Origin of the sequence: Pseudodesulfovibrio sp., assembly GCF_028692895.1 — a bacterium.
Lineage (GTDB): Bacteria > Desulfobacterota > Desulfovibrionia > Desulfovibrionales > Desulfovibrionaceae > Pseudodesulfovibrio.
The window spans coordinates 1-11751 of the sequence record NZ_JAQUWN010000087.1; the positions used below are offsets into that span (position 1 = coordinate 1).

An 11751-nucleotide genomic window follows, 5' to 3' on the forward strand; every position below is an offset into this window, starting at 1 on the left:
GAAACCTTTTGGAAAGGGTTTCCCTCTCCCCTTCCCCCGGACCCCCATCCACTCTCCCTTCCAAAACTTTTTGGCTCCGCTTCGCGGGGCGGGAGAGCGAACGGACGGAGTGAAAGCGAAGGTCCGTTCAGAGGTGGGGTTTGGGTTGAGCTATACGTTTTCAATCAAAAGGCACGGGCTTGCGGCCCATGCCCCCACGTCGCCATGTCTCTCTATCTGTCCCTTCCGAATCGCCTGGCGACGTGGAGCCAAAAAGTTTGGGAGGGGAGAGCGCGAGAGGGGAACCTTTTCCAAAAGGTTCCCCTCTCGCATCTTCATTCACTTAACCTATGGGGTAGTCCAGGGCCTCGGGGATCATGACTTCGGCGAGGGCGTTGCCCGCGCGGTCTTTGGCCATGCGGCATCCGGCCATGCACTGGTCGACCTTGGCCTTGAGGGCCTGGAAGGTGGCCAGGGCGTCGGCGTCGGCCGCCGGGGCGTCCGGGCTGACGAGCTTGCAGGCGGTGAAGCCGTAGACCAGCTCGGTGCAGATGCGGGCCACCTCACCGGCGGCGCGGGCGCACTGCACGTGGCAGAGGTCCTTGTAGAAGGCGGTCAGGTCGTCGATGCCCTCGGCAAGGGTCATGGACATGGGGCCCTTCTCGATGAGCTCCATGACGTCGCGGGCCAGGAAGTAGGGTCCGAGCAGCCAGCCCAGGGCGTCGGCCATGGGGAAGGTCACGCCCTGGCGCTTGTTGTGGTAGAGCTTGCGGCCCTCGGGATCGGCGGCGTTCTGGAGGTAGGCGAAGGTGTGTTGCCACAGCTCCATGGCCGAGGCGAGCACATGGCCGCCCAGGCCGGGCGCGTTGTCGCCCGCCGCGCGCATCTGTCTGGCCCAGGCGGAAAGGATGTGCTGGAAGACCTCGCTGCCCATGGTCATGGTCAGGTGGCGGCGCTGCACGGCCTCGGGCCCCTCGTAGGTGGCCTCAAGCTGGCAGTCGGTCCACTTCTGCATCAGGAAGCCGGGACAGTCCTCGGTGATGCCGTAGCCGCCCACCAGGGCGACGGCCTCGCGCATCATGCACGCGCCCACGCCGGTGTTCCAGAGCTTGACGCCGGGGTTGAGGATGCCCGCCAGGGCCTCCATGTAGGCATAGGAAACCAGGGTGTCGTTCTTGAGCGCCTCGTAGCGGGCCTGGTCACGCTCCGCCTCGGGGGCGTATTCCAGGTCTATCAGTTCCTTGACCCGGTCCCCGATCGAACGCAGGACGGCCATCTGCTTGCGGACGGAGGTCACGCCCTCGGCCGCGAAATGGGCCTCCTTGGCCTTCTCGACGGGATCGAAGGCGTCAGCCAGGCGCGAGGCGGCAAAGGCCAGGGAGCAGCCAGCCTCGCCCGAGGCCCAGACGTCGGCCAGACGCTGGAGCGCGTCCTCGTTCATCTGGAGGCCCTTGTCGAAGCGCGGGGAGCCTTCCTTGGCGGAATCGCCGCCCCGGAAGCGGTTGCGGTGATAGCGGATGACCGGCTCCACGGCGGAGAGCAGCTTGGCCGAGGTCATCAGGCCCACCGGGATGCGGGTGCGGTGGAAGACCGCGCCGATGATCTCGGAGTGGTTGAACTTGGGCACGATGACCCCGTCCACCACGTCGTAGCCGCCGATGATGCGCGACGCCGGGACCTTGAGGTTCAGCACGGGGTCGCGGGTGGAGGAGAGCTGGTGGACCATCTTGAGCGTGGGCGCGCCCCGGTCGAAGAGGCCTTCGTCCGTGTCCTCCAGGATGACCATGAAGGTGCCCTTGATGCGCTCGTCGCGCGACTCCACGGCCGCGGTGACGAAGTTGGCGAAATCCATGTTGGTGATGAACCGGCCGCGCTTGTCGATCTGGAGCATGGGCTCCTCGCCGTCCTTCCACTCGGCCACGGTGGCCTTGCCGCAGAGCACGCCGGTGTCCACGCCCACGTAGGGCAGCGGCTCGGTCAGGGCGAAGGCGCCGCGCCAGATCTTGCGGTCCTCGCCCGGCTGGGGCGGGACGCAGGCGGCCATGTACTTGTCGCGCTGCTCCGGGGTGCCCTTCTCATGGATCGGGGCCAGGGCCAGGTTGGAGGCGAGGGAGCAGGTGGCCGCGCCCGCGTCCACCCAGGAAAGCTCGAAGGCCACCAGGGCCAGGGCCAGGTTCTTGGGCCCCTCGATGAAGCCGCCCTGATGCGGGTCCATGAAGAGCGCGGTCAGCCCGGACTGGTCGAAGGCGGTCAAGAGCTCGCTCTTCTGGTCGGTCCACTCGTGGGTGTTGCGCGCGCCCCCGGCCACCAGCTTGGCGACCACGGAACGGGCGATGGAACGGGCGGACTGGACGGACATCTGGAGATCGAACCGGTCGGCGAAACGCCACATGATCTGGCGAACGTCGTCTCCCGGCAGCGTACGGAGTGTATACATTGAACCTATCCTGAATTGGTTTTCCCGCAGGATTTTGCGGGCCATAATATATCAGTCCGGCACGATAGGACATGTGCCGGATCGAGTCAAAATGTTTTTGCTCTGAAACAGTCGTTTAACCCGCGCCAGCCCTTGATTTTCCGAGGTTTTCGCCGCTCCGGGCCGCGCCCGCCCGAGTGGCGGCGGAGGGGCCGGGGAGGAAAAGGGAGCATCCGGTTTTGACTTCCCGCCCGATCGGTTGCAATATGGGGTAATTGGGAACACCGAGGCAATATTTCATGGCGGCAGTGAAGAGCGACATCGTGGCCCTCGCGGCGGGCATCCGGGCCTTTGCCCAGGCCCCGCCCGGGACGGGCGCGCAGGACTTCTCCCCCCTGGGCGAGGGATTCCTGGCGGCCGCCGCCTCGCTGCCCCCGGACGAGACCGGCAGCGCCACCCCGGTGGCCGAGACCGCCCTGCACGTCTTTCACATCCTCCAGACCACCAAGGACGCCAAGGCCCTGCGCGCCTGCCTGCGCCTGCTGCTCGGCACGGGCCGGTTCGGGCGCATCCTGGCCGTGCGCCACGTCCAGTCCATGGCCGTGTCCCTGCGCGAGATGGCGGCCCTGCTCGCCACCCTCCCGGCCTCGGACCGGCTGGCCCTGGCCCACGAGATGCTCACCTCCCGCGCTGTCACGGCCGACCGCCAGCTCCTGGGCTGGCTGGAGGGGCTGATGCAGCCCCTGGCCGCCGCCGACCCGGCGGAGCTGGCCCCCTTTGTCGCCTCCCTGGGCCGCCGGGGCGAAATCCTGGCCTTCCCGGCCCGCCAGGTCATCGACAACGGGCTGTTCGGCAAGTGGCTGACCAGCCGGACCGAGACCGCCGCGGGCAACGAGGACGTCGACCTGATCTGCAACGTCATCCGCGCCATGGACGATCCCGAGCGGGCCACGGCCCTGGCCGCGTCCCTGGCCGGGGGGCTCATCGCCCCCACCGACGCGGCCCTGGCCACCGTGGTCAGCGTGGCCGAGGCGGGCGAGCGCCCGCTGCTCGACCTCTTCCTCAAGGTGCTCAAGAAGGGCGACAAGCGGCTGGCGGGCGGCTGCCTGGACGGCATCATCGCCCAGCAGACGCCCAAGGCCGGACCGCTGCTGGCCGCCATCCGGCGCAAGCTGCCCGCCCTGGCCCGGGTGGCCGCCACCCGCGTGCCCCTGCTGGGGGACGAGGGCTACCGCGCCTTTCTCGCCGCCCTGACGCGCGAGGAGCGGGACGCCGCGCGCGACGAGGCCTTCTCGGTCCTGCTCGCCCTGGCCCCGGACTTCGTGGAGGCCCTGACCAAGGCCAAGGCCGCCCCCTCCGCCTCCCCGGCCGACGACGCGCCCGTGACGCCCGGCGGGGGCGACGACGCGCCCGACTGCCGCAAGCCGGGCCTGGTCGCCCGCATCTTCGGCAAGCGCAAGCACACCCTGGAGAAAATGCTGCCCCGGTTCCGCAACGTCCGCGACATGGACCTGACCTGCTCCCGCGTGGCCGGGGCGTCCATGGACGGGCGCGAGCTGACCGGCCTGAACCTGTCCGGGTCCGGCTTCCGCGAGGTGGAGATGCTGCGCTGCAAGGTCTCCCGGTCGCGGCTCACGGCCTGCGCCTTCGAGCAGGCGACCATCACGGGCAGCGCCTTTTCCGGCTGCGACTTCACGGGCACGGATTTCTCGGGCGCACAGTTCGCGGGATGCTCGTTCAACGACTGCGTGTTCACGGGCGCGGCCTTTTCCCACTGCGACCTGTCGGACTGCCGGTTCCGCAACTGCGCCATGGGCGGGTCCGCCTTCTTCGGGGCCACCCTGCACCGCACCGGGTTCACCACCTCGGTCCTGACCGGCGCAACCTTTCACGAGACCACGGTCCGCTCCTGCCGCTTCGAGGACATGGACTTCACGGCGGCGGCCTTCACCTCGGCCCGGTTCGCAGGGGTGGAGTTCACGGACTGCGTGCTCCACGCCATAACCGTGGAGGACTCCCAACTCCACGCCCTGGAGATGCCCGGCTCCACCGTGACCCGCTGCTCCATGCGCAACTCGGACCTGCCCCACCCCCTGTTCCTGGGGGCGCGGGTCAAGCAGTTCGGGCGGCTGGCCGCCGCCCTGGAGCACGGCCCCCTGCCCGACCCGTCCGTGGTCGGCCCGGAGGTGGCGGACAAGGTCCTGGCCGCCTGGGCACGCGAAGTGACCTTCTACCGGCGCGAGCACCGCATGCTCGCGGTCAACCGAGAGCGGTTCCTGCGCGCCCAGGACAACTTCTCGCGCGAAAAACAGATCTACCTGCGCATCCTGCCCCACCTGCTGGACACCGATCTCTTCGAGAGCCGGTTCAACCTGCGCGGCGTCCCGGCCTGCGAGGTCTGGGGCTACACGCCGAACCTGACCACCCTGGAGCTTTCCGGCCAGTTCTTCCCCGAGGCCGAGCCCCCGGACCGGCGGCCCGAGGTCCGCATCCTGGGCCTCTACACCATGGGCAGCCTGGGCACCGTGGCCCAGACCGCCAGCTCGGACATCGACTGCTGGGTCTGCTACGACGGCGATGTGGGCATGGAGGCCGAGGCGGGGCTGAGGCGCAAGCTCGACGCCCTGGGGCTGTGGGCCGAGAGCGAGTTCGGCCTGGAGGCGCACTTCTTCGCCATGCGCATGGAGGACGTGCGCGACAACCGCTTCACCTCGGGCGACGACGAGGAGAGCTCGGGCTCGGCCCAGGCCCTGCTGCTCAAGGAGGAATTCTACCGCACGGCCATCCGGCTGGCGGGCAAGCACCTGGCCTGGTGGGTGGCCCCGGTGGGGGTGGACCTCAAAGCCTACGACGCCTGTATCCAGGCCGCCCGGCGCTATCCGGTCACGGGCCAGCCGCGCCTGGAGGACTTCGGCCACCTGGCCCCCGTGCCGCCCGACGAATATTTCGGCGGCTCGCTGTGGCAGATGGTCAAGGCCATCCACTCGCCCTTCAAGTCCGTGCTCAAGCTCGGCCTGCTAGAGACCTACGCCGACGCCGGAGGGTCCCAGCTCCCCCTGTGCGACCGCATCAAGCGCAACATCTTCCTGCACCGGCGCGACGTCCGCCGGGCCGACCCCTACGGCGCGCTCTTCGCCATCCTGCACGCCCACCACGCCCGCCGGGGCGACAGGGAGGCGGCCAGGCTCCTGACCGAAGCCTTCATGTTCAAGGCCAACCTGTGCGACGTCCCGTTCTTCATGAACCTGCCCGCCCGGCGCGAGGACGCCAGCCTGATCCGCGCCCTGTTCGGCAAGGGGTACGTGGACCCGGAGCGGGTCCGCAACAACCGGCGGTCCAGTTCCTTCGGCCGGTCCCTGGCCATGGGCGACTCGGTGCGGCGCTGCATGGTGGAGACCTACCAGCGCATCCGGGAGGGCATCCGGGGCGGCGGCAGCACCGGCGCGCTCATCAACGCCGAGGACCTGACGCGCATGGGCCGCCGCATCGCCGCCAACTTCTCGCGCAAGCCGCACAAGGTCATGCGCGTGCCCTTCATGGACGCGCGCGGCGAGGAGTTCGCCCTCCTCCACTTCAGCGCGGACAAGCACCCGGGCAAGAAGACCGTCTGGGAGGTGCGCGGCGGCTCCAGGGCACAGGCCAACCGCTCGGTGGACTCCCTGGAGGTCCTGCACCGCACCGAGGACCCGGTGCGCCTCCTGGCCTGGATTTTCGCCAACAACATCTATCGCCAGAGCGGCCACCTCCAGGGCGACCGGACCATGGCCCCCATCTCCGTGGCCGACCTGCAACGGCTGCTCCCGACCATGGGCGAGTTCTTTCCCTTCGGCGAGACCTTCGAGCGGGACATCAACGACGGCCTGCGGCCCGAGCGGGTCCTGCGCGTCCTTATCATCTGCAACCTGACCGTGGCCCCGGACGTCCAGCGCGTGGAGCAGGCCTCGGCCATCTACACCACCAACTGGGGCGAGATGTTCTGCCGCACCTTCCTGCGGCCGGGGCCGGAGTTCGAGGAGATGCCCTCCCGCTTCCTCGCCCGCAACCTGGAGCAGCCGGTGGCCAGCGCCCCGGAGATGCTCCTGTTCATCCCCAAGGGGTCGCAATGCAAGCGGATCAACCTGATCTGAGCCGGGTCCCCGGCTTTGCGGACACGCCCGAGCCGCCCTATTTCGCGGTCATCTTCACCTCGACGCGGACCGGGACGGACGCGGGCTACGGCGAGGTCGCCGACCGGCTGGTGGACCTGGCCCGGACCATGGACGGTTTCCTGGGCGCGGAGTCCGCGCGCGACGGCGTGGGGATCACGGTCTCCTACTGGCGGGACGAGGCGGCCATCGCGGCCTGGCGGGCCCGACCGGAGCACCGGGCGGCCATGGAGCGGGGAAGAAGGGAATGGTACGCGGCCTTCGCCACGCGCGTCTGCCGCGTGGAGCGCGACAACGCGTTCATCGCCCGAAGCGGTACCGATAGTATTTGACGTCCACGTCCATGAGCGGGACAGCGTCCGGCACCTCGGCGCGGGCGACCTCGACGAAGCCGTGCTTCTCGTAGAAGCGGTGCGCGGCGTGGTAGACGTCCACGGTGCCGAGGTAGACGGCCCGGACGCCCCGCTCCCCGGCCCGGTCGAGCAGGGTCCGCATGAGCGCGGCCGCCACGCCCCGTTCCCGGCCCCGGAACTCCTTTTTCACGAACATCTTGCGCAGGGCGCAGTCGCCGTCGCCCACGTCCAGGAGGGCGATGGTGCCGACGAGCTCGTCGCCCTCGAAGGCGAGCCAGAAGTCGCCCGCCCCGTGCTGGTAGAAGGCCGGAATGCCGCGCAGGTCCGGCTGTTTATCGGCCGAGGTGGCCACGCCGAATTCCCGGATCTGGATGGTGGTGATGAGCTCGACGATAGCGTCGGCGTCGTGGCCGCGGTAGGGTTCGATGCGCACGGTCAGGCCATGCGCGTGGCCACCCAGTCCAGGACCATGGCGGGGTTGACCGGAATCTGGGTGTTCAGGGCGTCCTGGGCCTGCTCCAGGACCAGGCCGATGCGGCGCAGCCCCCGCGCGTCGTAGCTCTGGGCCAGGCGGGCGGAGAGCGGCGTGGCGCAGGCGCCGGACATGGCCTCGCGCAGCTCCCGCTGCATCCCGATGACCACGGCCATGGCCAGGTCGCGGTCCACCGCGCCCTTGGCCGCCGTCAACTGGAACCAGCCGCGCCCGGAGCGCCAGCACTCGGCCAGGGCCTCGGTCCACTTGGTCACGGCCGGGTCGTTGACGCGCGCGTCGGGCCAGGCAAGCGTCACCACCCAGGAGCGGGAGACCAGGGTCTCCAGCAGCCGCTCGCGCTGGGGGGCGCAGAGGACGAAGACGTTTCCCGGACGGGGCTCCTCCAGGGACTTGAGCAGGGCGTTGGCCGCCTCGGTCATGAACATCTGGGCCTCGGCGAAGATGGTCACCCGGTACCCGTCGCCGGACGGCGGCTGGCCCCAGGTGGCCCGCTCGTCGCGGACCGACTGGACCTTGATGAGCCCCTCGCGCCCGTCGAAGAAGAGCAGGTCCTTGAAGGCGAGGTCCGCGATCTGGCGGCAGGCCGGGCAGCGGCCGCAGGGCTCGCCGCCGCCTTCGCAGTTGAGGCGCATGGCCCAATACAGGGCGAGGGCGACGCGGCCGTCCGCGTCGCCCCCCTCGATGACGATGGATTGCGGGGGATCGTGGGCGATGGCGTTCAGCCGCTTGACCGCGTGCTCCTGCCCGGCGAGGGCGGACAGCGGATCGGCGTTGCCTGTCATCGCGCCCCCTCTAGAAGGTCTGCGCCCGGTCCGGGCCGACGGACACGATGCCGATCTTGACCCCGGAGACCTCTTCGATCCGGCGCAGGTAGTTGACCGCGTTGTCGGGCAGCTCGCCCCAGGAACGCGCGGTGGAAATGTCCTCGTCCCAGCCCGGCAACGTCTCGTAGACCGGCTTGACGTAGGCCATGCCGTTCTGGATCTGCGGCGGGTAGTCAATCCTCTCGCCGTTGTACTCGTAGGCCGTGCACAGCTTGATCGCCTTGAGGCCGGAGAGCACGTCGAGCTTGGTGATGGCCAGCTCGGTGGGGCCGTTGAGGCGGACGGACTCCTTGAGAACCACCAGGTCGAGCCAGCCGCAGCGGCGCTTGCGCCCGGTGGTGGCCCCGAACTCGTGGCCCTTGCTCTGCAGGTAGCCGCCGTCGGCGTCGGTCAGCTCGGTGGGGAAGGGACCGCTGCCCACGCGGGTGGTGTAGGCCTTGACCACGGCGGTGATCCGCTCCAGGTCGCGCGGGGAGCAGCCGGAGCCGGAGGCCGCGTTGGCCGTGACCGTGTTGCTCGACGTGACGAAGGGATAGGTGCCGTGGTCGATGTCCAGGTGCGTGCCCTGCGCGCCCTCGAAGAGGACCGCGCCCGACGCCTTCTGTATGGCGGAGGAAACGTCGCCCAGGTAGGGCACCAGCCGCTCGGCCACGGGCAGGAGCTCGGCGAAGACCGCCTCGGCGTCCATGGGCTCGGCGCCGTAGAGGTTCTTGAGCAGCACGTTCTTCTCGATGAGCGCGGCGGCGATCTTTTCCTTGAGCAGCGAGGGGTTCTCGAAGTCGCCCGCGCGCACGCCGCAGCGGTTGACCTTGTCCTCGTAGCAGGGGCCGATGCCGCGTCCGGTGGTGCCGATCTTGCCCTCGTCGGACTTGGCCTCCTCGCGCGCGCCGTCCATGCGGCAGTGGTAGGGCATGATGATGTGCGTCTTGCGGCTTATCATCATCCGGCTCGGCGAGACGTCCACGCCCTTGGCGGCGAGTTTGTCCAGCTCCATGCAGAAGACGAACGGGTCGAGGACCACGCCGTTGCCGATGAGGCACTGCTTGCCGGGGTGCAGGATGCCCGAGGGAATGAGGTGCAGGATGCACTGCTCCCCGTCCACCACCAGGGTATGTCCGGCGTTGTTGCCGCCCTGGAAGCGGACGATGGCGTCGGCCCGCTCCGCGAGCATGTCGACGATCTTACCCTTGCCCTCGTCCCCCCACTGGGAGCCGAAAACCACAATATTGGCCATGTATGTTGCTCCTTGAAAAAACGGAAAGCGCCCCGCAGTGTTCAGCGCACACGAACGGTTATCTTCCGTAAATACAAACCGGGGCGCATGTCAACCGCGCAGGGACCGGCTATTTCTTGTTTTTCGGGGTGAGGGTGAGCAGCTTGCCCTTGCGGTCCGGGTGGGAATCGCCTTCCTGGCGTCTGCCCGCCGCGTCCTTCGGCCCGGCCTCCACCTCGTGGATCACCGGCTCGGGCGCGGTCAGGGCGGCCAGGTCGATGTCCGCGCCAGGCTCGTCCGGCTTGCGGGAGCGCGCCCAGTTGTAGTTGAAGAGCTGGTTCTTCAGCCGGGCGGACTGGATGAGGTTGAAGATCAGCACCGCCTCCTCCCAGCGCTTGGTGGGTTCGAAACGGCGGACCTTCTCCGCATATTTCTCCCACAGGCTCATCAGGGAGGCTTCGTCATAGGCATTGATCTGCCTGGCGAGCTTTATCAGCGCCTTTTCCAGATAGGTTTCCGACATGAGTCCCTCGGTTCTTGATCTTACGGCACCGGCCGCAGTCATGCCTTAACAAAAATCGCCCGCGTCCGCCAACGCAAAAATCGGCGCGGCGGGGGCGAAAAACGGAGCCGCCCCAGGGGGCGGCTCCGGACGTGCTCCATTCTGCGGGGCGTCAGAAGCGCTCGAACTCCTCGTCGCCCAGGTCGATGCTCATGCCCCCGCCGCCACCGGACGGCTTGGGCCTTGCGCCCAGGGACTTGGGAGCCGGGGGCCTCCTCGCGCCCGGTGCGAGGTTCTTGGGCGCGGGCTGCTCGCCGTCGCCCAGCTTGAAGAAACGGATGGTCTCCTGCAACTGCACGGCCTGGCCGGACAGCTCCTCGGAGGTGGAGGCCACCTCCTCGGACGCCGAGGCGTTCTGCTGGATAATCTTGTCGAGCTGCTGGATGGCCAGGTTGACCTGCTCGCTGCCGGTGTTCTGCTCGTTGCTGGCCGCCGCGATCTCCTGCACCAGTTCGGCGGTGCGCTCGATGTCGGGCACGATCCGGGCCAGCAGGTCGCCCGCCTCCTCCGCCACCCGGACGCTGCTCGACGACAGCTCGCTGATCTCGGAAGCGGCTGCGCCGGAACGTTCGGCCAGCTTGCGGACCTCGGCCGCGACCACGGCGAACCCCTTGCCGTGCTCGCCCGCGCGCGCCGCCTCGATGGCCGCGTTCAGGGCCAGCAGGTTGGTCTGGCGGGCGATCTCCTCGACGATGAGAATCTTGTCCGCGATCTGCTTCATGGCCTCCACGGTCTTGGCCACGGCCTCGCCGCCCCTGGCTGTGTCCGAGGCGGCCTTGGTGGTCATGGCATTGGTGGTCTGGGCGTTCTCCGCGTTCTGGCCGATGCTCGACGTCATCTCCTCCATGGAGGCGGAAACCTCCTCCACGCTGGACGCCTGGTCCGAAGCGCCCTGGGAAAGCTCGATGGCCGAGGCGGAAAGCTCCTCGCTGCCCGCCGCCACCTGGGCGCTGGCCTCGCGGACCTCGCCCACCACGTCGCGCAGCGCCGCCAGCATATCGGACATGGCCTGGGACATCTGCCCCACTTCGTCCTTGCTGCGGACCGGCACCTTCATGCTCAGGTCGCCGCCGGCCATCCGGTTGGAGATATCCACGGCCTCCTGGAGGGGCCTGACCATGCTGCGGACCATCAGGGTCGCAATGAGCAGGATAACCGCCATGACCAGCACCGTGGGGATGATGATCTGGAGCCGCAGGGAGGAAATCTGCGCGGCCACGTCGTCAACGTAGATGCCGCTGCCGATGATCCAGCCCCAGGGCTTGTACAGCTTGACGTAGGAAATCTTCTCCACCGGCTTGTCGCGCCCCGGCTTGGGCCACATGTAGGGGATGAAGCCCTCGCCCTCGCGCTTGCACAGCTCGGCCATCTCGACGAAGAGCCGCTTGCCGTTGGGATCGGCGTTGGAGCTCAGGTCCTGGCCGTCCAGCTTGGCGTTCATCGGGTGCATGATCATCACCGGCCTGGTGTCGTTGATCCAGTAGTAGTTGTCCCCCATGTACCGCAGGGCCGCGATGGCCTTCTTGGCCCGTTCCTGGGCCTCCTCGCGGGCCAGCCCGCCGGTGGCCTCCTGCTCGCCCAGGTAGGCCAGCACGGAATAGGCGGTCTCCACGGCGCTCTTGGTGGCCAGCCGCTTTTCCGTCATGAGCGATTCACCCACCACGGGGATGAAATAGCCGAGCAACCCCGCCATGAAGATGATGATGGCGACGAGGAAAAGACTCAACACCTTGGTTTGCATTCCCCAATCACGGAATCGCTTCATG

Annotated in this window: 8 protein-coding genes; 2 read left to right on the forward strand and 6 right to left on the reverse strand. The window is 68.4% G+C overall.

Going from position 1 to position 11751, the window contains the following annotated elements; genetic code table 11:
- Window positions 1-322: 322 nt before the first annotated feature.
- Window positions 323-2416 carry an acyl-CoA dehydrogenase family protein gene (locus PHP91_RS15495; RefSeq protein WP_300142737.1) on the reverse strand — a complete coding sequence of 698 codons (2094 nt, stop codon included), beginning with the start codon at window positions 2414-2416 and terminating at the stop codon, window positions 323-325.
- Between the two features lie 278 nt (window positions 2417-2694).
- Here PHP91_RS15495 and PHP91_RS15500 point away from each other — a divergent pair, with 278 nt between their 5' ends.
- Window positions 2695-6522, forward strand: coding sequence for a class I adenylate cyclase (locus PHP91_RS15500; protein ID WP_300142740.1), 3828 nt, complete (start codon window positions 2695-2697; stop codon window positions 6520-6522).
- On the forward strand, window positions 6498-6872 hold the full coding sequence (locus PHP91_RS15505) for an antibiotic biosynthesis monooxygenase (protein ID WP_300142743.1): 375 nt from the start codon (window positions 6498-6500) through the stop codon (window positions 6870-6872). The genes PHP91_RS15500 and PHP91_RS15505 overlap by 25 nt, the downstream gene beginning before the upstream one ends.
- Here PHP91_RS15505 and PHP91_RS15510 read toward each other — a convergent pair.
- The 5 genes from PHP91_RS15510 to PHP91_RS15530 all read right to left on the reverse strand — a co-directional run bounded on the left by PHP91_RS15510 (window position 6841) and on the right by PHP91_RS15530 (window position 11750).
- Window positions 6841-7326 (reverse strand): GNAT family N-acetyltransferase, encoded by a 486-nt coding sequence (locus PHP91_RS15510; protein WP_300142746.1) that lies wholly within the window; start codon window positions 7324-7326, stop codon window positions 6841-6843. The two genes, PHP91_RS15505 and PHP91_RS15510, sit on opposite strands and share 32 nt — an antisense overlap.
- Window positions 7327-7328: 2 nt before the next feature.
- A complete protein-coding gene (locus PHP91_RS15515; protein WP_300142749.1) occupies window positions 7329-8168 on the reverse strand; it encodes a DNA polymerase III subunit delta' in 840 nt (279 codons plus the stop codon).
- A gap of 10 nt (window positions 8169-8178) precedes the next feature.
- Window positions 8179-9444 (reverse strand): adenylosuccinate synthase, encoded by a 1266-nt coding sequence (locus PHP91_RS15520; RefSeq protein WP_300142752.1) that lies wholly within the window; start codon window positions 9442-9444, stop codon window positions 8179-8181.
- Window positions 9445-9553: 109 nt separating this feature from the next.
- Window positions 9554-9931, reverse strand: a complete 378-nt coding sequence (locus PHP91_RS15525; protein WP_366141590.1) for a hypothetical protein — start codon at window positions 9929-9931, stop codon at window positions 9554-9556.
- A gap of 166 nt (window positions 9932-10097) precedes the next feature.
- Window positions 10098-11750, reverse strand: coding sequence for a methyl-accepting chemotaxis protein (locus PHP91_RS15530; RefSeq protein WP_300142758.1), 1653 nt, complete (start codon window positions 11748-11750; stop codon window positions 10098-10100).
- Between the last annotated feature and the right edge of the window lies 1 nt (window position 11751).